Source organism: Nocardia sp. FBN12 (assembly GCF_054031145.1).
In genome coordinates this window covers 2,372,723-2,392,594 of record NZ_CM132926.1, presented here as the reverse complement: position 1 = coordinate 2,392,594, position 19,872 = coordinate 2,372,723, and the positions used below count along the sequence as shown (strand labels likewise).

At 67.9% G+C, this 19,872-nt stretch carries 23 protein-coding genes; 11 read left to right on the top strand and 12 right to left on the bottom strand.

Features of this window, described 5'->3' with window-relative positions; genetic code table 11:
* Positions 1-17 precede the first annotated feature (17 nt).
* The gene (locus tag ACWZHB_RS11590) at positions 18-1,529 is read right to left on the bottom strand and encodes a PfkB family carbohydrate kinase (RefSeq protein WP_427907938.1); all 1,512 of its coding nucleotides are present in this window, start codon (positions 1,527-1,529) and stop codon (positions 18-20) included.
* Positions 1,530-1,838: 309 nt separating this feature from the next.
* On the opposite strand from ACWZHB_RS11590, the gene ACWZHB_RS11585 reads away from it, so the two are divergent.
* Positions 1,839-2,237, top strand: coding sequence for a hypothetical protein (locus ACWZHB_RS11585; RefSeq protein ID WP_427907937.1), 399 nt, complete (start codon positions 1,839-1,841; stop codon positions 2,235-2,237).
* A 1-nt stretch (position 2,238) separates the two neighbouring features.
* Here the strand turns inward: ACWZHB_RS11585 and ACWZHB_RS11580 are convergent, their stop codons facing one another.
* Genes ACWZHB_RS11580 through ACWZHB_RS11570 form a run of 3 tightly spaced genes read right to left on the bottom strand, consistent with a single transcriptional unit; the run spans position 2,239 to position 4,584 of the window.
* The gene (locus ACWZHB_RS11580; RefSeq protein ID WP_427907936.1) at positions 2,239-3,318 is read right to left on the bottom strand and encodes a quinone-dependent dihydroorotate dehydrogenase; all 1,080 of its coding nucleotides are present in this window, start codon (positions 3,316-3,318) and stop codon (positions 2,239-2,241) included.
* A gap of 7 nt (positions 3,319-3,325) precedes the next feature.
* Positions 3,326-3,577, bottom strand: a complete 252-nt coding sequence (locus ACWZHB_RS11575) for a DUF5703 family protein (RefSeq protein ID WP_410873170.1) — start codon at positions 3,575-3,577, stop codon at positions 3,326-3,328.
* Entirely contained in the window at positions 3,577-4,584 is a 1,008-nt protein-coding gene (locus tag ACWZHB_RS11570; protein ID WP_427907935.1) for a YncE family protein, read from the bottom strand. The genes ACWZHB_RS11575 and ACWZHB_RS11570 overlap by 1 nt, the downstream gene beginning before the upstream one ends.
* Positions 4,585-4,750: 166 nt before the next feature.
* Here ACWZHB_RS11570 and ACWZHB_RS11565 point away from each other — a divergent pair, with 166 nt between their 5' ends.
* From ACWZHB_RS11565 to ACWZHB_RS11555, 3 genes are read left to right on the top strand one after another with little or no spacing between them, the layout of a single operon-like run.
* The gene (locus tag ACWZHB_RS11565; RefSeq protein ID WP_427907934.1) at positions 4,751-5,107 is read left to right on the top strand and encodes a hypothetical protein; all 357 of its coding nucleotides are present in this window, start codon (positions 4,751-4,753) and stop codon (positions 5,105-5,107) included.
* Positions 5,108-5,113: 6 nt separating this feature from the next.
* Positions 5,114-5,647 carry a hypothetical protein gene (locus ACWZHB_RS11560; RefSeq protein ID WP_427907933.1) on the top strand — a complete coding sequence of 178 codons (534 nt, stop codon included), beginning with the start codon at positions 5,114-5,116 and terminating at the stop codon, positions 5,645-5,647.
* A gap of 19 nt (positions 5,648-5,666) precedes the next feature.
* Positions 5,667-7,745 carry an MMPL family transporter gene (locus tag ACWZHB_RS11555; protein WP_427907932.1) on the top strand — a complete coding sequence of 693 codons (2,079 nt, stop codon included), beginning with the start codon at positions 5,667-5,669 and terminating at the stop codon, positions 7,743-7,745.
* On the opposite strand, the gene ACWZHB_RS11550 is transcribed toward ACWZHB_RS11555, so the two are convergent.
* The 6 genes from ACWZHB_RS11550 to ACWZHB_RS11525 form a co-directional block, all read right to left on the bottom strand.
* A complete protein-coding gene (locus tag ACWZHB_RS11550) occupies positions 7,658-7,972 on the bottom strand; it encodes a hypothetical protein (protein ID WP_427907931.1) in 315 nt (104 codons plus the stop codon). The two genes, ACWZHB_RS11555 and ACWZHB_RS11550, sit on opposite strands and share 88 nt — an antisense overlap.
* Before the next feature lie 155 nt (positions 7,973-8,127).
* Positions 8,128-8,460 (bottom strand): VOC family protein, encoded by a 333-nt coding sequence (locus tag ACWZHB_RS11545; RefSeq protein WP_427907930.1) that lies wholly within the window; start codon positions 8,458-8,460, stop codon positions 8,128-8,130.
* A gap of 188 nt (positions 8,461-8,648) precedes the next feature.
* Complete coding sequence (locus ACWZHB_RS11540; protein ID WP_427907929.1) at positions 8,649-9,557, bottom strand: heme ABC transporter ATP-binding protein; 909 nt, start codon at positions 9,555-9,557, stop codon at positions 8,649-8,651.
* Positions 9,554-10,675: a FecCD family ABC transporter permease gene (locus ACWZHB_RS11535; RefSeq protein WP_427907928.1), complete on the bottom strand. Its 1,122-nt coding sequence runs from the start codon at positions 10,673-10,675 to the stop codon at positions 9,554-9,556. Before ACWZHB_RS11535 ends, ACWZHB_RS11540 begins: the two co-directional genes overlap by 4 nt.
* Positions 10,672-11,685: a heme/hemin ABC transporter substrate-binding protein gene (locus ACWZHB_RS11530; RefSeq protein WP_427907927.1), complete on the bottom strand. Its 1,014-nt coding sequence runs from the start codon at positions 11,683-11,685 to the stop codon at positions 10,672-10,674. The genes ACWZHB_RS11535 and ACWZHB_RS11530 overlap by 4 nt, the downstream gene beginning before the upstream one ends.
* Positions 11,686-11,702: 17 nt before the next feature.
* Positions 11,703-12,680 (bottom strand): aldo/keto reductase, encoded by a 978-nt coding sequence (locus tag ACWZHB_RS11525; protein ID WP_427909137.1) that lies wholly within the window; start codon positions 12,678-12,680, stop codon positions 11,703-11,705.
* Between the two features lie 229 nt (positions 12,681-12,909).
* Between ACWZHB_RS11525 and ACWZHB_RS11520 the strand changes: the two genes are divergently transcribed.
* The 7 genes from ACWZHB_RS11520 (at position 12,910) to ACWZHB_RS11490 (ending at position 18,546) form a co-directional block, all read left to right on the top strand.
* On the top strand, positions 12,910-13,851 hold the full coding sequence (locus tag ACWZHB_RS11520) for an undecaprenyl-diphosphate phosphatase (RefSeq protein ID WP_427907926.1): 942 nt from the start codon (positions 12,910-12,912) through the stop codon (positions 13,849-13,851).
* A 32-nt stretch (positions 13,852-13,883) separates the two neighbouring features.
* Positions 13,884-14,600 (top strand): histidine phosphatase family protein, encoded by a 717-nt coding sequence (locus ACWZHB_RS11515; protein WP_427907925.1) that lies wholly within the window; start codon positions 13,884-13,886, stop codon positions 14,598-14,600.
* 49 nt (positions 14,601-14,649) lie between these two features.
* On the top strand, positions 14,650-15,237 hold the full coding sequence (locus ACWZHB_RS11510) for a DUF3090 domain-containing protein (RefSeq protein ID WP_056820470.1): 588 nt from the start codon (positions 14,650-14,652) through the stop codon (positions 15,235-15,237).
* Positions 15,238-15,241: 4 nt separating this feature from the next.
* Positions 15,242-16,039, top strand: a complete 798-nt coding sequence (locus ACWZHB_RS11505; protein WP_427907924.1) for an SCO1664 family protein — start codon at positions 15,242-15,244, stop codon at positions 16,037-16,039.
* 240 nt (positions 16,040-16,279) lie between these two features.
* Positions 16,280-17,461, top strand: a complete 1,182-nt coding sequence (locus tag ACWZHB_RS11500; RefSeq protein ID WP_427907923.1) for an alanine--tRNA ligase-related protein — start codon at positions 16,280-16,282, stop codon at positions 17,459-17,461.
* Between the two features lie 135 nt (positions 17,462-17,596).
* Positions 17,597-18,148, top strand: a complete 552-nt coding sequence (locus ACWZHB_RS11495; protein ID WP_427907922.1) for a dihydrofolate reductase family protein — start codon at positions 17,597-17,599, stop codon at positions 18,146-18,148.
* A 143-nt stretch (positions 18,149-18,291) separates the two neighbouring features.
* On the top strand, positions 18,292-18,546 hold the full coding sequence (locus ACWZHB_RS11490) for a hypothetical protein (protein ID WP_427907921.1): 255 nt from the start codon (positions 18,292-18,294) through the stop codon (positions 18,544-18,546).
* 51 nt (positions 18,547-18,597) lie between these two features.
* On the opposite strand, the gene ACWZHB_RS11485 is transcribed toward ACWZHB_RS11490, so the two are convergent.
* Positions 18,598-19,440: an alpha/beta fold hydrolase gene (locus ACWZHB_RS11485; RefSeq protein ID WP_427907920.1), complete on the bottom strand. Its 843-nt coding sequence runs from the start codon at positions 19,438-19,440 to the stop codon at positions 18,598-18,600.
* On the bottom strand, positions 19,437-19,859 hold the full coding sequence (locus tag ACWZHB_RS11480) for a helix-turn-helix domain-containing protein (RefSeq protein WP_427907919.1): 423 nt from the start codon (positions 19,857-19,859) through the stop codon (positions 19,437-19,439). The genes ACWZHB_RS11485 and ACWZHB_RS11480 overlap by 4 nt, the downstream gene beginning before the upstream one ends.
* Positions 19,860-19,872 lie beyond the last annotated feature (13 nt).

Sequence of the window (19,872 nt, the reverse complement as noted above, 5' to 3'; positions counted from 1 at the left end):
GTGTGGTCTCGGACACGTTAACCGGGGGTCAATTCCGAGCTATCCGCACTGTTGCCGCTTCGTGGATACAGGTTCACGATCCGGTCGATCTCTTCGACGCTCGGCATGGAGACCGCGACCGCGCCCAGATTCTGGGTGGGAATCATCGCTGCGGTCGCCCAGACGAAATCGGTGACAGTCAACGGGGTTCGAGAGTTGACGACACGATAGGCCAGGGCGCCGGTGAATGCGGCGGCGGCGCCGACGGATGCTTTGAGCACCTGTGGGAAATGGTCGATGACAGCCGCCACAGTGTCGGAATTGACGACACACCGGAAATTCTCGACCATGCAGACGGTGCCGACGCCGAGACCTCGCAGCAACCGGGCGACGTCGTCGGTGGATTCGGCGGGCACATCAGGCAGCAACGCGTCCAGATCCGCCGCGCTGCCGACGAGGTAATCGACCGCGCCCAGGTGCTGATAGAGGCTCTGTGGGACGGGCATCGCTGGTGTCGGGCACACGATGACGGGCGGTTTGGGCCGCATCCGCGAGACCGCCGAGAGCACCTGTTCGATCACCGAGGGCGGTTGTTCGAAGCTCAGTATCACCACGTCCGAGGCCTCCAACGCGGCGCGCAGTTCCGGGCGGTGCAGGTCTTCGTCCTGAAGTTGGACACGGTTGTCGCGGCAGCCGAGAATGCGGGATTCACCGTTGGGTGTGGTCACCACGGCGGTCACCAGCGATTGCGCGAAGGGGACGACCTTGACCAGGTCCAGGTTCACATTTTCGTTCTCGATGAATTCGAGGATGCGGCGGCCGTATTCGTCGCCGCCGACCGCGCAGGCCAGATGGACTTCGATGCTGAGCCGAGCGGCGGCAACGGCGCGATTGAGTCCTTTGCCGCCGGGGTGCCCGCGGAAGGTTCCGCTCGCCGCGTTCTCGGAGTCAGGGAACGAGTCCACCCGGTAGAGGTGGTCGATGACAGCGTCACCGAAGACGGTGACAACGCCGTGCTGCGCGGGCGCGGTGGTGGGCCGCGCGGTTGATCGTCCGGCCATCGAATGACCTGAATCGGTCGCGAGAAAGCCGGCGAGTGCGGTCAACGCATTGTGCTCGGAGGACGTGCGCAACCGCTTGACCGTCGGCGCCTCGGGCACAGGGTCGACATCGAGCAGGGTGTGCAAACCGACCCACTGTTCGGTCAAGGCCTCTCGACGTTCCCCGAGGTTATCTGCATAAAGGCGTTCGATATCGATACCGACGCCAGACCGGTCCCGGAACAAGCCCAGCGACAACACCGCATCCACGATCAGCCGGTCCGTCGGCGGTAGCCACTGCGCGACCTCACGCACGACCGGCAGGATCGATTCCTCGACGGTGACCCCGGTGCGCCGGGCATGTCGTCGCACCGGCAGTAGCTCTAGCAGCGGCGCAGCGTCGATCTCGGTGTGGCGCAAGCGTTCTGCGTTCAGCCCCGCGTACTTTCCCAATCTCGCCAGGATGGAGCGGATCGCGGCCACGCGAGCGTCCTGGGGAACCGTCGCCATGTTTCCTCCCAGAGACTTCTCGACCTACCGGGGTGACCGATCAGCGGCGGACGCCGGACTGCGATCGCCGGAATTCGGGGTTTGCCGCGCCCGAATTCCGGCAATTACCAAAGTACAACGGCAATTGACCCCAGTGAAGGGCAAATGCCACACTGCAGTTGGCGATACAGCGAGTTCGCCCAGGACACGGCGAGCTCGAGGTGCAGTCGGCGCCACCGCCGATGCACGTGCCGAACGCGAGATGTGGGGCGCGTCGGCATCCAGAGGAACTGGGAGCACGAGCTCCCCTTCGTGGAATCGGAGAATCCGATGACCATTCACCTGACCCCGGACGACATGCGCAGCACCCGGAGCCCCGAATACGCCGTGCGTGTGGTCACGGACCCGGACGTCTGGCAGCTGAGCTGGCTGCCCGAACGTCGACTCACCCGCGAACAGGCTTACGCGGGAATGCTTCTCGACGAACTGATCAGCGACGCCACCGCCACTCACGACCGTATCGCGCACGCCCGGATCAGTGCACACGCCGACACCCTCGGGATCGTGTGGGAGCAGGCGATCATCCGGCTGTACAAGCGCATGATCGAGCGGTTCGGCAACGGCGACCCCGAGGAGGCAGCTCATCGAGCGGTGCCCGTGGGTGGTCCGCGGACCGCGCCGCAGCTGTTCGGGCACGCCAACGCGAAGCGGCGCGTCTACTTCGGGTAGTTCAGACCGAGTGGGCGCGGTGTTCGGCGCCGACCGCGTCGGACAGCGAGGCGTAGCCGCCCGCGCGCAGGTTGGCCGCGATGCCGCGGTGGATGCGGGTGGTCCAGAAAGGACCGCCGTAGATGAACCCGGTGTAGCCCTGCAGCAGGGTGGCGCCGGCGAGGATGCGGGCCCAGGCCTGCTCGGGGGTTTCGATACCGCCCACGGAGATCAGGACCACCTGATCGCCCACGCGGGTGTAGAGGCGGCGCAGCACTTCCAGGGAGCGTTCGGCCACGGGGGCGCCGGACAGGCCGCCCGCACCCATCGCTTCGACCTCGGCGGTGGGGGTGTTCAGTCCGTCGCGGCGGATGGTGGTGTTGGTGGCGACGATGCCCGCCAGGCCCAGTTCGACGGCGAGGTCGGCGACGGCGTCGATGTCGTCGTCGGACAGGTCGGGGGCGATCTTCACCAGGACCGGCACGGAGACACTGTCGAGCACGGCCTGCAAGATCGGGCGCAGGGATTCGACGGCTTGCAGGTCGCGCAGGCCGGGGGTGTTCGGGGAAGACACGTTGACGACGACGAAATCCGCGAGCGGGCCGAGTAATCGGGCACTGGTCGCGTAATCGCCCGCGGCGGCCTCGGGTTCGGTGACCTTGGTCTTGCCGATGTTGGCGCCGATCGGGACGGTGGGGTGCGCGCCGTGCAGGCGGGCGGCCGCGGCGGCGGCACCGTGGTTGTTGAAACCCATCCGGTTGATCAGGGCGTGGTCGGCGGGCAGCCGGAACAGACGCGGCGCGGGATTGCCGGGCTGGGCGTGCGCGGTGACGGTACCGATCTCGGCGAAACCGAAACCGAGTGTGCCCCAGGTGTTCACGCCGTCGGCGTTCTTGTCGAAACCGGCGCCGAGGCCGAGCGGTGCGGGGAAGTCGACGCCGAACGCGGTGGTGGCAAGGATCGGGTCGTGAACCACGGTGAGCTTGCGGGCCAGCCAGCGGGTCGGCGGGAACCAGGCGGCGAAGCGCAGCGCGGCGAACACCAGGTGATGCACCCGCTCCGGCGGGATCAGGAACATCAGGCGTAGCAGGAGGGCGTACATGGTCGGCTCACAATCCGGGTTCGGGCACAGGCAGGACGGCGTTTTTGCGGCGGCGCAACAGCACCCGGCGACTGCCGTCGGTGTAGGCGCGCACCCGGGACAACTCCCAGCCACCGAATTCGGCCTGGATGGCCAGTCGCATCGAGGCGGTGACCCGGTTGACCTCGGGAGGCAGCCGCAGGGGCACGTATTCGTAGTCGTCGTTGCTGGTCTCCCAGCTCGGCGGTATCGCCGAGCGCGAACTGCGGGGTGTGGCCATCACTGCCCTCTCTTCCGCTCGTCCGCGCTGATCCGCTGCAGACCGTCGCCGGTGGCCGAGGCCACGAACAGGTCGCCGGTGCGTTCGTCGACGGTGATCGCGTCGGGTTGGCGCAGCGTCGCGAACCTGGCCACCTCGACACCGATGCCGGTCGACAGGTCGTAGCCGACGACCTCGTTGCTCTGCGTGGCGCTCACCCACACCAGCTCCGACCGCGGGTCGTACGCGAGCGCGTAAGGCGACGATAATACCGGGAAACGCTGACGCAGCACGAGCGGACCGGCCGAATAGACCAGCAGCTCACCGCCCGCGGTGTCGGCCACGATGATGCGCCCGTGCGGGTCGGTGATGGCGTTGGTGGCGCCGTCGCCCGCCCGCAGCATCAGGCCAAGGGCTTCGTCGCCCACCGCGACGACAGCGGTTTGCTTGCGGTCGACGACGGTGATGTTCTCACCGGTCAGCGCGATCACGTCGGCCGAGACGAGGCCGGTGATCGTGCGGGTGACGGTGCCGTCGGCGTTCAGTTCGCGCACGGTGCCGTCCGCGGTTCCGACGACAAGGGTGCCGTCGGTGCGGGTTTGCACGCTGTGCACGTCGCCGTCGACGGGGATCTCGGTAACGGCGCCCGTGACCGCGTCGACCCGCACGACCCTGCCTGCGGCGGCGACGAGCACTTCGCCCGGCTTGCCCTGTGCCAGTGATACGCCGACCGCGGGCAGCGTGATCGTGGCCGGGGTGGTCGGCGCGGCGGGATCGATCAGCGCGAGCGCGGTGCCCGCGGTGTCGAGGGCGGCGAGGCGGCCCGTCGAGCGTTCGGCCAGCAACGCTGTGGTCGCGGCCGCTGGGAAGACCTGACCGGCCGGACGCGCCGCGGCCGGGGAGACCGCCGCGGTGGCAGGCTCCCTCGTCGGGACATCGGGACCGCCGTCGTCACCGCTGCACCCGGTCAGCACCACCACAACCGCCGCGCCGACCAACGCAGAGGCGACCGAGCCACGAGGGCGCATGCACCGAACTCCTTCAATCCGCACGAGGTGACTGCCTTGATCACCATCTGACCATGATGACTCACCAGTAGCTCCGACCGGGTAGCGCGCGTCGGAGCTGTCAGTGACGCGCGTTACTGTTGACATGTCGACAATTGATTGCCACTCAGCGGCAGGAGATCCCACGATGACCGACCGGACGCCGGCGGGTTTCGGCATCGACGACATTTCCGTCGGACCGTTCGCCCACGGCTTCGGCACCACCGACGACGGCCACCCGTTCGCCTTCCGGACCCACCGCGCGACCCTGACCGTGCAGATCTATCGCGCCGACCTGGGCGATGAGGTGCCCGGATCCGATGATGTGGTGGCCCAGGCCCAGGCTCAGGTGACCGATATCGACCTCGACGACGCCCGCAGCGTGAGCGCCTTCGTGCGCGACCTGCTGCCGGCCGCCGACCCTGTCGCGGTGCCCGCTTCCAGTGACATCTCCACAGTTCGAGCCATCCTGGGGCGGATCAGTGCCGTCATTGATGGTATGTAGATGGTGATGTCTTCCACACTTTCCGCCAGGGCCGCTGCGGCCACCGCCTGCCTCACGGCCCTCGTCGCCCTCGCCGCGTGCGCGGGAACCTCCGACGAGGCCTCGGTCGACGCCGCACGGTCTTCGGCCAACGCCTCCCTCGCTTCCTCCGTCGCGATCTCGGCCAGCAAGGCCAATGTGCCACTGCCGACCGCCCAAGAACTCGACGCGCAGATCAAGCGCGCGCTCGACCCGAGCCTGCCCGATGTGGAACGCACCGAACTGATCGAGGACGGTGCCGCGTTCTCCGACGCCATCCCCGACATGTACAAGGCGCTGCGCGACAACCCCCACGCCGTGTACGGGGTCGTCGACCCGGTGTTCGACAACCGCGACGGCACCCTCACCGCGACCATGCGCCTGGACAAGGACGGCTCGGGCACCAACGTGCGGACCACCATCGTGCATTTCGTGCTGCTCGACGGTAAGTGGAAGATCTCGCGCACCGACCTGTGCGGCATTCTGCGCTCGGCCGACTATCGCACCGCCGCCTGCGGCTGAGATGGGCGAATCTCGATCCATGCGGTGGGGCAGGTTCGTCTACCGTCACCGGTTCCTCGTGCTCGGCTTCTTCGTACTGACCGTGCTCGCCTCGGGCTGGTTCGGTCGCGATCTGGCCGACCGGTACACCCAGGAGGGCTGGTTCGACGAGTCGAGCCAGTCGGTGGCGGCATCGAAACTGGCCGACGACACCTTCGGGCGCGACACCGACGGCGATCTGATCGTCATCTACACCGCCCCACCCGGCACCACTGTCGACGATGCCGCCGTGCGCGGGCCGGTGACGGCGGCGCTGGCCGACCTGCGTAAGGAGCACGGCGAGCGGATCCACAAGATCGACAGCTACTGGGACAGCCCGTTCTCGGCGAATGCCTCCGATCCGACCAAGCAGCACGCGTTCGCCAGTATCGGGCTGGCCGGCGGCGGGGGAACCGCGACGGTCAACAACTATCTCGCGTTGAAACCGCACCTGGATGCCGGTGTGGCCGGTGCTGGACCCGGTGGGACGACGGTGCAGCTGGCCGGGCTGCAGCCGGTGGTCGAGGGCATCAACATCGGGATGCAGCACGACATCAAGCGCGCCGAGATCATCGCCCTGCCGATCGTGGCGATCCTGCTGTACTTCGTGTTCGGCGGGGTGATCGGTGCGCTGCTGCCGGTGCTGATCGGCGGGCTCACCATTCTCGGCACCTCCGGGATCTTGCGGGTGCTCACCGCCCAGATCGAGGTCAATGTGTTCGCCAGCGCGGTGATGACGTTGGTGGCGCTCGGGTTGGCGATCGACTACGGACTGTTCACGGTGACCCGGTTCCGGGAGGAACTGTCGGCCGGGCGCTCGGTCGAGGACGCGACCGCGCGGACCGTGGCCACGGCCGGGCGCACCGTGCTGTTCTCCGCGGGCATCATCGCGTTGAGTCTGGGTGCGCTGTTCATCTTCCCGAACGGGGTGCTGCGGTCGGTGCCCTACGGTGGCATCTCCGCGGTGATGCTGGCCGCGCTGTTGTCGGTGACCGCGCTGCCCGCCGCGTTGAGCATCGCCGGGCACCGGATCGACTGGCTGGGCTGGAAACGCTTCTCGCGCAGCAAGACCGAAGCCCAGATCGATGCCGGGTTCTTCTCCCGGCTCGCGCAGTGGGCGATGCGACGGCCGTGGGCGGTGGTCATCCCCATCGTGCTCGGTCTGCTGGCGCTGAGTATCCCGTTGCGCCACATCGAGTTCGGTGGGATCAGCGAGAAGTATCTGGCCGCCGACAACCCGGCGCGGGTGGCCCAGGAGGACTTCGACCACCTGTTTCCCGGGTTTCGCACCGAACCGTTGAAGCTCATCGTGGTCGGTGCCTCACCGCAGCAGTTGAGTGATATTCGATTCGAAGCCAATCAGGTGCCGGGGCTGACCGGACGGTTCGAACCGGCGGCGGCGACCAAGGACAACGTCAACGTGCTCTCGGCCGGGCTCGGGGACAAACGCGACGCCGACCAGGTGATCGACGCGCTGCGTTCGCTGCCCGCGCCGCCGGGCGTGCAGGTGATGGTCGCGGGCATCCCCGCGCTCGAACGCGACAGCATCAACGGGCTGATCGACGGGCTGCCGCTGCTGTTGGCGATCCTGATCGCGGCGGCACTGGCGTTGATGATCGTGGCCTTCCGGTCGGTGATCCTGGCGGTGAAGGCCGTCGCGATGAGCGCGCTCAGCCTGGTGTCGACCCTGGGGGTGCTGACGTGGATCTTCGTAGAAGGACACGGGTCCGGGGTATTCCAGTTCACCCCGGGACCGTTGATGTTCGCGGTGGTGGCGCTGATCGTGACGGTGATCTTCGGCTTGTCCACCGACTACGAGGTGTTCCTGCTGTCACGAATCGCCGAGAAACGCGCCGCGGGTGCTGACGCCGCCGAGTCGATCCGCTACGGCGTGGCCCACACCGGCGGGGTGATCACCTCGGCGGCCGCGATCCTGATCGTGGTGACCGGGGCGTTCGGCTTCTCCGATCTGGTGCTGATGAAATACATCGCCTACGGGATGATCGTCGCCCTGATCATCGACGCCACGATCATCCGGATGGTGCTCACACCGGCCCTGCTGAAGATCATCTGGAAGTAGCCGCCGCAGAACTGCTGATTGCCGCAATCGCGGAACCCGTTGGTAGCGACCAGGGCGACACCCTTGGTCGCCATCGCGGCGTTCGCCTGGCTCGGAGACGGAGTGCCCGCGAAGACTATGCCCTTGGCGCCCGCCGGTGCGGATTCCGCTGAGCTGACACCGATTCCGGCACTCGCGAGCGTTCCGGCCAGAGCGATGGGGGCGGCGAATTTCGAGGCTGTGGGCATGCGGCTCACGGTAGGAACGGCTCGTACACGACCACATCACTCTCGCGCAGTACCTCGGTCCGATACCGAGGTACTGCGCGAGATGGGTCAGGTGGCCGGGATGGCGCCGCCGTCGATCAGGATCCCGGTGCGGGCGAGGCCGGGTAGACGGTGGGCTACTTGCCGATGATGCCGAAAGGGTTGCCGTCGGTGTCTTCCAGGACACAGATGCGGCTGCCGGGGCTGACTTCGCGAGGGGCGGTTCGTTCGGTCGCGCCCGCGGCGATCGCCGCTGCTCTGGCCTTGTCGACATCGTCGACTCCGGCGTAGGCGACCGGGCCCGCTGCTACGTCACCGCTGGGGTCGAGGCCGATCTGGACGTCGCCTACCGCCCAGCCGACGTAGTACGGCTCGTCGGTGTGGGGGTCGCCGTACAGCGTGGTGTAGACGGCCTTTGTCGCGGCCAGATCGGACACGGGGATGACGACGCTGGCGATGGTGGGGCTCATCGGATCTCCTCTGCGATGGGAGCGGGCCACCTTCGGGGGCGACGAGTAGACCGATCGTCGCGCGACGATGACCGCAATGGACGAACAACCTCGGCGCCCAGCCTACTCAGGCGTGCCTACTCAGGCGTGCTCGGCCGTCCGCCGCCGAATCCGCGTGTCGAGCGAAGGCTGCGTTCGAATCCGGTCCGTCAGTTCTGACCGCGTTCCGGCAGGACGAGTTGGGCGCCGGTTGCCGGATGGTCGAAGACGTCGACGGGGTGGCGGTAGACGGCGGTGAGCAGTTCGCTGGTGAGGATCTCGCGTGGGGGGCCGTCGGCGGCGACGCGGCCCGCGTCCAGGACGGTGACGCGGTCGGCGTAGGCGGCGGCCACACCGAGGTCGTGCACGACGACGACCACGGCAGTGCCCTCGGCGGCGCGTCTGACGGCCAGGCGGAGGACGGCTTCCTGATGGCCGAGGTCGAGAGCGGCGGTCGGCTCGTCCAGCAGGAGGGTCGCGGTGTCTTGGGCCAAGACGCGAGCCAGGGCCACGCGGGCGCGTTCGCCGCCCGACAGCGACGGGAACACCCGCGTGGCGAGGTGGGTGACGTCGGTGGCGGCCAAGGCCGAGGCGATGAGCGAGTCGTCGTTGTCGGCGGCGGGCGTGTGCAGCCAGGGGGCGCGGCCCATGGCGACGACGTCGCGCGCGGTGAAGGGGAAGCCGACGGCATGGGATTGGGGCAGGACCGCGCGACGGCGGGCCATGTCGGCGTGGGTCCAGTGGGACAGCGCGTGGCCTTCGAGCTTCACGGTGCCCGCGCTCGGTTCCAGTTCACCGGCGAGGGCGGCGAGCAGGCTGGATTTGCCCGCGCCGTTCGGACCGACCAGCGCGACGATTTCGCCTGCCGCCACCTGGAAATCGACCGCTTCGAGAACGGTGCGGGTGCCGCGCCGCACGGTGAGCCCGGTGGCGCGCAGGGTGACCGTGCCGGGTTCGGGACGCGTCGGCACGTCCGGCGTTCGGGCGAACAGTGAACGCCAGGAGGTGCGGCGACGGGCTTGGTCGTCCCTGTCGTCGGTACCCGGTGTGACGACGGCGTGATCGCGGGTGCGGATCATCCCCAGCCTCCCGCGCGGGCTCGCGTTCGGCGGAGCAGCCAGAAGAAGAACGGCCCGCCGATCAGGGAGGTGAGCATGCCCAGCGGTAGGTCGGCGTTGCGGACCAGGGTGCGGGCGACGACGTCGGCGCCGAGCAGTACGACCGCGCCGAGGATCGCACTCAGTGGGACGAGTACCCGGTGGCCGGGGCCGACCATCATGCGCACGAGGTGGGGCACGATCAGGCCGACGAACAAGATGATGCCGCTGAACGCCACACCCGCGGCGGTGAGCACGGCGACCACCACGATCACCTGCCTGCGCAGCCGTTCCACATCGACACCGAGGTGGCGGGCCGCGGAATCGCCGAGTGCGAGCAGATCCAGGCGTGGTGCGATGAGGATGGCGGCCAGGATGCCGACCGCCGCCAGCACTGCCACGACCGCCACCGACGGCCAGGTGGCGCCGTTGAGGCTGCCGAGCTGCCAGAACACGATCTGATCCCGTGCGGCGGGGGTGGCGACGAACAGCAGCAGCGCGATCAATCCGCCCGCGAAGGCGTTGATCGCGACACCGGTGAGGATCAGCGTCACCACTTCGGTGCGCCCGCCCGACCTCGACAGCACGTAGACCAGCGCGGTGGTGATCAAACCGGCGACGAACGCGGCCGCGGCCACCGACCAGGAGGCGACGAACGCGCCACCGACCACGATGACGGTGCCCGCCCCGACCGCGGCACCCGCCGACACCCCGATAACGCCGGGTTCGGCCAGCGGATTCGCGAACACCCCCTGCAGCAAGGCGCCCGCTGTCGCGAGCGAAGCCCCGACGAGCACGGCCAGGGCGACACGGGGAAACCGCACCTCCCACAGCGTCACCTCACCGGCCGGATGCGCGGGCATGGGCCCGATGTCAAGACCGATCCGGTGCGCCACGCTGCCCAGTACCTCGGCGGCGGTCGTCGGCACCTGTCCGAGCACCGCCGACACCACGGCCAGCGCGACCAGTGCCAGCAGCGCGACAGTGAACACGACGGTGACGCGCGTGCCGCGGTGCGTGGTGGGTGGCAGGGGATCGGGGGTGGCGTCGGTGATCCGCGAGGTTTCCGTGGACGTCGTCAGGTCGGGCGCATCGCTCATGCGGATTTTCCGTAGACGGCGTCGGACAAGGCGGACACGACGCGGCCGGTGTTGGGGCCGAAGCTGAGGATCACCGCGTCGGACATGTCGACCACGCGTCGGCTGCGACCCGCCGGAGTCTGGGCGATGCCGGGCACCTTCTCCAGTCCGTCGACGCCACCGACCGATTTCAGTCCGTCCGACATCACCAGCAGTACATCGGGGGAGGCGGCGATCATCGCCTCACTGGTGATGGTGACGAAAGGTTCGTTGACGCCGGCAGCGGTGCCCGCGTCCACTCCGCCGATCGCGGCGATCAGCGAATCGGCACCCGAACCGCGGCCGGCGATCATGGTGATCGCGGTACTGCGCAGGTACAGGAACGCGATCTTGGGCTGCGGATCCTGCTCGGGCACCCGTGCTGTCGCGGTGGCGATCTCCGCGCTGGTGCGCGCGCCGAGCTGCTTACCCGCTTCCGGTACACCCAGCGCGGTGGCCACCGCCTCGATCTGCGGGACGACACCGTCCATGCTGCGATCCGGGTCGAAATACACGACGGTCACCCCGGCTGCCCGCAACTGCTCACGCACGGCGGGTGCCGCGCTGGTGGTATCGGTGAGGAACACCGATGGACGCAGATTCAGCACCGCTTCGACGCTGAGGCTGCCATTGCCACCAGCCACGTTGGGCACCGCCGCGACGGCGGGAAACGAGGCGGACGTGCTGCGGCCGACCAGATTCGCGCCAAGACCCAGCGCCCACACCGTCTGGGCGAGGGTGCCGTACCGGTCGACGGCGATGATCCGCGAAGTGTCGGCGATCGTCACGTCGGAGCCGTCATGGGACTTCACCGTCACCGGCAACCGCGACGTCGGCGCGGGCCCGATCGGCACGGGGTCGAGGTCGGCGAGCTGGGCAGTCACCGGCCCGCCCGAATTGGCAGTCGATGCAGGATTGCTTCCGGTGCAAGCGACGGCGCCGGTCAGCACCGTCGCCGCGAGCATCGCCATCAGCACACCACGCGGTCTCATGCAGGTAAGGCTAGCCATCATTCGGAACGGGCGCTCACATCGTCCAGTGCCGCCGCGATCGCCCGCGGCAACTCGAGGGTCTCGGCGGCCAGCACACCGGTGAGCTGGCCGATATCGCGGGCACCGACGATCATGCTCGCGATGCCCGGCCGGTCACGGATCCAGGCCAACGCCACCGCCAGCGGCGACGTGCCGAGCCCGTCCGCGGCCGTGACCAGCGCATCGACCACCCGGGTCGCGCGATCGTCGTCGAGCCTGCGCCGGATCTCGGCCGCCGTCGACTCATCGGCGCCCCGCGAATCCGCGGGAACACCGTCGCGGTACTTGCCGGTCAGGATTCCCCCCGCCAGCGGTGCCGACGCGATGATGCCGACCCCGTGGTGGCGGGCGGCGGGAATCACATCGTTCTCGGTGCCGCGCGCGAGCAGCGAGTACGGGGTCTGCGCCGCCGAGATGGGCGCGATCGCGGCCAGACTCGCCAGCTGCCAGGCCGCGAAGCCGCGCACACCCGCGTACCGGGTGCGGCCGGTCCGCACCGCGGTGTCCAGGGTGGCCGCGACCTCATCGAGGGGCGTGTACGGATCCCAGGCGGCGATGCTCCAGATGTCGAGATGGTCGGTGCCGAGTTCGAGCAGAGTCCGGTCGAGTTGTTTGAGCAGCGTGCGCCGCGACGCGTCGACCACGGGGCCCACCGCCGCCGGCGCGGGCACCGAATCGCCGACCCCGGCACCGGGCGCGTGCATCACCACACCGGCACTGCCACTGAGCACCAATTCGTCACGCGACACCAGATCGCCGAGCAGATCCGCCAGGATCCGCTGCGCCGCACCCTCGCCGTAGACGGGGGAGAGGTCGACGAGCGTGCCACCGGCCTCGGTGAACGCCGCCAACTGCACCGATGCCTCGTCGGCATCGGTATGTGTTCCCCAGGTATGGGTCGCCAACCCGATTCGCGACACCCGAAGTCCGCTGCGTCCCACCGTTCGCTGTTCCATCACCGCGCCCGCGCATTCGTCACGGCGACAGCCTAATGCGCGCACCAGCACAACCTCGTTCGGCGACCCGCGCCGCGGCGCGGCGCAACCCGATCTCGGTGACGCCGACGGCGACGACCGAGGGCGACGACGGGTAGGGTCGCTGCGAGATCGTGGCCGTGATGGCCGGATATGAAGCAAAAGCCCAGGAGGACGCCGTCTTTCGGGCGCGAGTCAGCAGGAGGACGCGGTGGGCGAGGCGATGACCTGGTTCCAGGCATTGGTACTCGGATTAGTGCAGGGACTCACCGAGTTCCTGCCGATCTCGTCCTCGGCGCACCTGCGCATCGTGTCGGGCGTGTTCTTCGGCGACGACGCGGGCGCGTCGTTCACCGCGGTCACCCAGCTCGGCACCGAGGCCGCGGTGCTGGTGTATTTCGCCAAGGACATCTGGCGCATCCTCATCGCCTGGTTCACCACGCTCGGGATGCGCTGGCGGGAACGTTCCCAGCGCGAGGTCGCGGTGGGCGACCGGGTCACCACGAAGCTGCCGGTGATGGATCGCAGTGCCCGTGACGCCCACGAACGCGACACCCAGCGCGAACTCGACTACCGCATCGGCTGGTACGTGATCATCGCCACCATCCCGATCGGGGTGCTGGGCTACCTGTTCAAGGACGAGATCCGCACCGGGGCCCGCAATCTGTGGCTGGTGTCGTTCATGCTGGTCGCGTTCGCGCTGGTGATCGCGGCGGGTGAGCATTTCGGCAAGAAGGAGCGTTCGATCGAGCAGCTCACCACCCGCGACGGCATCATCATGGGTCTGTCGCAGTGTCTGGCGCTGATCCCCGGTGTCTCGCGTTCCGGTGCCACCTCGACCGCGGGTCTGTTCCTCGGCCTCGAGCGCGAAGCGGCCGTGCGGTTCTCGTTCCTGCTCGCCATCCCCGCGGTGACGGCATCGGGCCTGTTCAGCCTGCCCGACGCGTTCGAACCGGCCGGTGAGGGACTCAATGCCAGCGGGCCACAGTTGCTGGTCGCCACCATTGTGGCGTTCGCCGTCGGGTACGCCTCGGTGGCCTGGCTGTTGAAGTTCGTCGGCAAGCATTCGTTCTACTGGTTCGTCGGCTACCGGATCATCCTCGGCGTGACGATGCTGGCCCTGTTGTCGGCCGGCGTCGTCTCCGCGACCTGAGGATGACGCTCTTCCATGGTTAGGCTGGTCCCATGACGGTGATCCTGCTCCGGCACGGAGTGTCCACCTCCAACACCGCGCGCACCCTCGCGGGCCGCGCCCCCGGCGTCGAACTCACCGAGCGCGGCACCGAACAGGCCGCCGCGGTGGCCGACCGGCTCGCGATGCTGCCGATCGAACACATCGCCAGCTCACCGCTGCTGCGCTGCCAGCGCACGGTGGCGCCGCTGGCCGAGAAACTCGGTCTCGAACCCGATCACGACGAACGTCTCATCGAGGTCGACTACGGCGACTGGACCGGGCGCCCGATCGCCGAGCTGGTCACCGAACCGCTGTGGCGGGTCGTGCAGGGCCACGCCTCGGGTGCGGTGTTCCCCGGCGGGGAAGGGCTGGCCCAGGTTCAGCAGCGGGCGGTCGCCGCGATCCGCGATATCGAACGCACACTGGCCGAGAAGGCGGGCCGGGATGTGCTGTGGGTGGCGTGCGCGCACGGCGACGTCATCAAATCGATCCTGGCCGACGCACTCGGTCTGCACCTGGACAGTTTTCAGCGGATCGCGGTGGAACCGGCCTCGATCAGCGTCGTCCGCTACAGCCCGCACGGGCCGTCGGTGTGGAAGTTCAACGACACGGGCTCCGACCTTTCCGCGCTGGCCGCGAGCGCACCGCCGACACCGACACCCGGTGGAGAGGTGCCGACGGACACAAACGCGGATAATGGGAATGCGGGGCACCGCGATTCTCCTTAGAGGAGTGTGTTCGTGAGTGTCGATCAGGGTCACGTATCAGGAGGTGCATGTGTCACGCGCAATCCATGTATTTCGCACCCCCGATCGTTTCGTCGCCGGGACCGTCGGTGAACCGGGCGATCGTTCGTTCTACCTGCAGGCCGTGCAGGAGCCGCTGGTGGTGAGTGTGCTGCTGGAGAAGCAGCAGGTGAAGGTGCTCGCGGACCGGATGGGTTTGCTGCTCGACGAGGTAGCGCGCCGCTTCGGCGCCGAGGTGCCACCCGAGGGGGAGGACGTGCGCGATGTCGCGCCGCTGGTCACCCCCATCGACACCGAATTCCGGGTCGGCACCATGGGTCTGGGCTGGGATTCCGACGCCAACGCCGTTGTGGTCGAGTTGCTCGCGATCACCGAGACCGAGGTCGACGAGTCGGTGGTGCTCGACGACACCGACGAAGGCCCCGACGCGGTGCGGGTGTTCCTGACCCCGATCCAGGCACGCGAGTTCGCGTTGCGGTCGGCGCGGGTGATCGCGGCGGGGCGCCCACCGTGCCCGCTGTGCGGGGAACCGCTGTCCTCGCGCGGGCACATGTGTGTGCGCACCAACGGGTACAAGCGCGGCGAGATCTTCGGTGCTGCCGAGCTCGAAGAGGAGTGATCGCGTGCCGGTGATCACCGAAGGCGAACTCGACATCGTCGGGCGGATCGGCGTCGCCAGCAATCTCACGCTGGTCTGTGAGATCGCCGCACCCGAACCCGACGGTGCCCCGCTGCGGGTGGTCTACAAGCCGGTGCGTGGCGAACGACCGCTGTGGGACTTCCCGGACGGCACCCTCGCGGGCCGCGAAGTCGCGTCGTACCTGATCTCCGAACACCTCGGCTGGGGTGTCATCCCCGAAACCGTGCTGCGCGACGGGCCGTTGGGGCCGGGCATGGTGCAGCGCTGGGTCACCTCGGTCGACAACCGCACCGACAACCGGCAACGCCTCGACCTGGTCGACCTGTGCACGCCGGGGACCGTGCCCGAGGGATTCTGCGAAGTGCTGCGCGCGCTCGACGAACAGGGCAACGAGGTCTCGCTCATCCACGCCGACGATCCGCGCCTGCAACGCATGGCGGTGCTGGATCTGTTGCTCAACAACGCCGATCGCAAAGGCGGTCACGCGCTCGAAGGTGTCGACGGTCAGGTCTACGGCGTCGACCACGGCATCTGCCTGCACACCGAACCGAAACTGCGCACCGTGCTGTGGGGCTGGGCGGGGCGACCGGTGCACGAGTCACTGATCCCTGACATCACCACCTTCGCCGCGAATCTGCCCGGTGCCGTTGCCGATTCGCTGGCCATCCACATCACCGACGCCGAGATCACCGCACTCACCGAACGCGCGAAAGCGTTGCTCGACCATCCCGTGATGCCGATCCCGAACTCCTCGCGCCCGATTCCCTGGCCCGCCTTCTGAGCGCAGGGTCGGCAACGAAAATCGGTCGTGCTCGCACCGGTGCGGTTGCTACCGTTCAGCTATGAAGGTCGATTCACGTATCGCCGCCGCGGCCGCACGAGCTCCCCGCTCGCCGGTCGCTGCCGCCTGACCTTCTCTCCCACGCCGGCGACCGGAAACGGTCCGCTGGCGCGCGTCGGTACAGTCGCGTTCGTCATGGTCGCCGCTTCCGGTCGATGTCACATCGATGGAGCAACCACCATGATCACCACAGACCAGACCGTTCAGACCTTCCTCGACTTCTTCGGCGAACGCGGGCACGAACTCACGCCGGGCGGAACGCTCATCCCCTCGCCGGCGGATCCGGTGCTGTTCACCACCTCCGGCATGCACCCGCTGACCCCGTATCTGATGGGCCGACCCCACCCGCTCGGCCGCAGGCTCACCGGTTCGCAGCGATGCTTGCGCACCACCGACCTCGACGAAGTCGGCGACGACACCCACCTCACCGTGTTCGAGATGCTCGGGTCGTGGTCACTCGGCGACTACGGCGGATCGCGCAGCCTACGGTGGGGATTCGAACTGCTGCGCGACGGCTTCGGCATCGACCCTGGGCGGATGCACGTCACGGTGTTCGGCGGTGACGACCACGTCGAGCCCGACCACGAGTCGTGGCGCACCTGGGAGGAACTGGGTGTGCCGGTCGAACCGACCACCGACGAGAACTGGTGGGACAACGGCCCGACCGGGCTCTGCGGGCCCGACTCCGAGATCTTCGTCTGGACGGGCGACGAACTACCGCGGGGCACACCGACATCCGAGGAACGGTGGGTCGAGGTGTGGAATCACGTCATGATGCGCTACGTCCGGCATCCCGACGGCAGCCTCGAACCGATGCGACAACCCTGCATCGACACCGGCATGGGGCTGGAACGACTGGTACGGATCCTGCAGAACACACAGTCCGTCTTCGAGATCGATATTCTCCGGCCCTGGCTGTCCACCCTGTCCCGCATCTGGGGTCCGCTCGACGAGCGGTCGCTGCGACTGCTGTCGGACCATCTGCGATCGAGCATCGTTGTCCTCGGCGACCGGGTCACGCCGTCCCCGTCCGGCCGCGGTCACATCCTACGGCGCTTGATCCGGCGCACCCTGACCACATTGTGGCGCGACGATCCGACCCGGACCCTGTTGGACCTGCCGATCGAGCTGGTGGACCACACCCTCGGGCACTTCCGGCAATCCGTGCCCTCCCGGGACGTGCGCACCCTCTTGCTCGCGGAGGAACGCAAATTCGATCTGCTCCTGCAGCGCGGTCGAAAGGTCTTGTCCCACCGCCGTTTCAGTGGACCCTTGACCGGCGACGACTATCACTACCTGCACGACACCCACGGCCTGCCCCGCGATCTCGTGGTGTATCTGACCACCGACGCCGAGCGGTAGCAGCTTTTCGGAAGCACAAGGGTGTCACGGGTGCGAGGATCGCGGGACATCGATGCGAGGAGAGCAGATGCTGGTCCGGCTTCGTTATCCGGTGAGGTCCGATGAGTTTCGAACGCGAAAGGGGTCTACACGGTTATGAGGAAACTGATCTACGGATTCGGCGTGTCCCTCGACGGTTACGTCAACGACCGAGACGGCTCCATCGACTGGACCGACCCGGACGACGAGCTGCACCAATTCCACAACGACCGGTTCCGCGGGCTCGAGGTCGCGTTGAACGGTCGCCGGCTCTACGAGCTGATGGCCGAGTACTGGCCGCACGTGCCCGCGGACGCCCCGCCTATCCAGCGCGAGTTCGGCGAACTGTGGACGGCCAAGCCCAAGGTCGTGTTCTCCCGGACACTCACCGAAGTGCAGTGGAACAGCACCCTGGTCAGCGAGAACGCGGTCGAGGAGGTCCGCAGGCTCAAGTCCGAAGGCGATGGCGTGATGGAGGTGGGTGGTGCCAGCCTCGCGGCCTCGCTGATGCCGCACGGGCTCATCGACGAGTATCAGGTGTTCGTCTCGCCCATCGTGCTCGGCGGCGGCACCCCGATGTTCCCGGCACTGGACAAGCGCATCGGGCTCCGACTGGTCGAAACGAGGCGCTTCGAGACCGCGGTGCTGCTGCGTTACCTCGTCGACTGAGGCCTGTTCGGAGTGCAGCGGCGATCGCGATATCCGTGCTCGCTGCGGATCTCTCGCGATCGCCGCGGCTCTGTTGCCTGGTCAGCGCCGGTGCTAGTGTGCTCCAAGCACTTTCGTTGTCCCCGCGAGATCTGAGGAACCACATGTCGACCCGTTCTATCGTTACCGCGTCCGCTGCCGCGTTGCTGCTCACCGGTGCCGCCGCCGCGATCGCCGCGCCCGCGCAGGCGTTTCCCGCCGGTTGGTTCGGGGAGAAGACCTTCGTCTGCTCCTCCACCGACCACGCCGGTGCGCCGCTGCCCGACCTGACCGTGAAGGCGGGCAACGAGGTCGGCGCCGCGTTCTACGCGACGCAGCAGCTCCCCGCTGCCGCGCAGATGCAGTGCCGCCCGCTCTGATGTGATCGTTTTCGGTGTCGCCGCACGTCGGGGAGCGGTGGCGCCGACGTTTCAGTCGGCCTGCGTCCGGACGAATTCCCGCACTGCCGCAGTCTGATTCAGCAGAGCGTGTCCGACGCCGGGAAGCACACGGACCTCGCCTCGCGGGAAAGCACCGCGGGCGCGTTCGGCGGTGCCTGCCGAGTCGAACAGGGCGTCGCGTTCGCCGACGATTACCAGGACCGGGATGTCCACTTCGCGTAGTTGTTCGTCGCGGAAAACAGGCAGCTTTCCGGGGCGGGGCGAGAAATGCGTGAAGGTCAGTTCGATGTCATCGATGATCGAGTCCGCTTCCGCCCCATTCACACCCAGACCGGTGCGCGCCATATCGCGCACGCTGTGCCTGCCGATCATCCGCAGGCCGATCGCCTTCACCAGCCAGCCGTATCGATGCTTGCCCAGCCCGCCCGGGCACAACAGGACCAGTGTCGTGACCCGTCCCGGCCTGCGCTGCACGTAATCGAGCGCGGTCCACCCGCCCAGTGACATGCCGACCATGGCCACGGTGTCGAGGCCGAGTCCGTCGATGACCTCATCGAGCCAGTTCGCGGTCGCGTCGCTGTCCAAAGCGAGCCGGGTGGGGGCGCTGAATCCCGGTTCGCCGGGCAGGTCCACTGCGTACACGCGGAAACTTCGCGACCAGTCGGCGATGTCGCCGCGCCAGGTGCTCGCGTTGGCGCCCGAGCCGTGCAGCACGACCAGCGGCGGTGCGTCCGCGGGCCCGGAGACCACGACGAACGTTTCGCCGACTCCGGTGTCGATCCGCAGTTCCTCATGCGGGACCGGCCACGCGTCGAGATGCTCGCGGTAGCGCTGTTCGACGAGCCGTCGGCCTTCGTCGGACTTGTAGATCATGAGCTGAGGATTCCGTCCAGGTAGTCGAGCAGGCGGGAACTGTCGGCCAGGCTGCCGAGCAGGATCACTTTGAGGCGATGACGGGCCGGGTCGTAGCTGGTCTCCACGCGCATGCGCTGACCGCCCGCGCCTCGGGTGCCTGCGGTGGCGGTGAGCAGGGTGGTGATCCGGTCGACGGTGGCGCGGTCGATGTCGTCGATCTCGACGATGCAGGACGACTCGGCATGCCGATGGGGTGCTGTCCGCGGTGTCGTGATCGGCAGTCCGGTGAACGTCTCGAGGTCTTCGTGGGTGATGCGGTACTGCTTGCCGATGCGGGCGGCGGGGAGTTTGCCGTCGCGCACATAACTGCGCACGGTGCGGACATGCAGCCCGAGCAGTTCGGCGACTTGCTCCACCGAATAGAGACGATCTGTCATGAAACAACCGTAA

Coding starts and splice junctions, on each gene's coding strand:
- ACWZHB_RS11550 (WP_427907931.1), bottom strand. CDS start 7,972: ATGCCCACAGCCTCGAAATTCGCCGCCCCCATCGCTCTGGCCGGAACG.
- ACWZHB_RS11535 (WP_427907928.1), bottom strand. CDS start 10,675: ATGAGCGATGCGCCCGACCTGACGACGTCCACGGAAACCTCGCGGATC.
- ACWZHB_RS11565 (WP_427907934.1), top strand. CDS start 4,751: ATGACCGACCGGACGCCGGCGGGTTTCGGCATCGACGACATTTCCGTC.
- ACWZHB_RS11480 (WP_427907919.1), bottom strand. CDS start 19,859: ATGACAGATCGTCTCTATTCGGTGGAGCAAGTCGCCGAACTGCTCGGG.
- ACWZHB_RS11500 (WP_427907923.1), top strand. CDS start 16,280: ATGATCACCACAGACCAGACCGTTCAGACCTTCCTCGACTTCTTCGGC.
- ACWZHB_RS11530 (WP_427907927.1), bottom strand. CDS start 11,685: ATGAGACCGCGTGGTGTGCTGATGGCGATGCTCGCGGCGACGGTGCTG.
- ACWZHB_RS11490 (WP_427907921.1), top strand. CDS start 18,292: ATGTCGACCCGTTCTATCGTTACCGCGTCCGCTGCCGCGTTGCTGCTC.
- ACWZHB_RS11590 (WP_427907938.1), bottom strand. CDS start 1,529: ATGGCGACGGTTCCCCAGGACGCTCGCGTGGCCGCGATCCGCTCCATC.
- ACWZHB_RS11540 (WP_427907929.1), bottom strand. CDS start 9,557: ATGATCCGCACCCGCGATCACGCCGTCGTCACACCGGGTACCGACGAC.
- ACWZHB_RS11485 (WP_427907920.1), bottom strand. CDS start 19,440: ATGATCTACAAGTCCGACGAAGGCCGACGGCTCGTCGAACAGCGCTAC.
- ACWZHB_RS11585 (WP_427907937.1), top strand. CDS start 1,839: ATGACCATTCACCTGACCCCGGACGACATGCGCAGCACCCGGAGCCCC.
- ACWZHB_RS11555 (WP_427907932.1), top strand. CDS start 5,667: ATGCGGTGGGGCAGGTTCGTCTACCGTCACCGGTTCCTCGTGCTCGGC.
- ACWZHB_RS11515 (WP_427907925.1), top strand. CDS start 13,884: ATGACGGTGATCCTGCTCCGGCACGGAGTGTCCACCTCCAACACCGCG.
- ACWZHB_RS11495 (WP_427907922.1), top strand. CDS start 17,597: ATGAGGAAACTGATCTACGGATTCGGCGTGTCCCTCGACGGTTACGTC.
- ACWZHB_RS11525 (WP_427909137.1), bottom strand. CDS start 12,680: ATGGAACAGCGAACGGTGGGACGCAGCGGACTTCGGGTGTCGCGAATC.
- ACWZHB_RS11575 (WP_410873170.1), bottom strand. CDS start 3,577: ATGGCCACACCCCGCAGTTCGCGCTCGGCGATACCGCCGAGCTGGGAG.
- ACWZHB_RS11560 (WP_427907933.1), top strand. CDS start 5,114: ATGTCTTCCACACTTTCCGCCAGGGCCGCTGCGGCCACCGCCTGCCTC.
- ACWZHB_RS11570 (WP_427907935.1), bottom strand. CDS start 4,584: ATGCGCCCTCGTGGCTCGGTCGCCTCTGCGTTGGTCGGCGCGGCGGTT.
- ACWZHB_RS11580 (WP_427907936.1), bottom strand. CDS start 3,318: ATGTACGCCCTCCTGCTACGCCTGATGTTCCTGATCCCGCCGGAGCGG.
- ACWZHB_RS11545 (WP_427907930.1), bottom strand. CDS start 8,460: ATGAGCCCCACCATCGCCAGCGTCGTCATCCCCGTGTCCGATCTGGCC.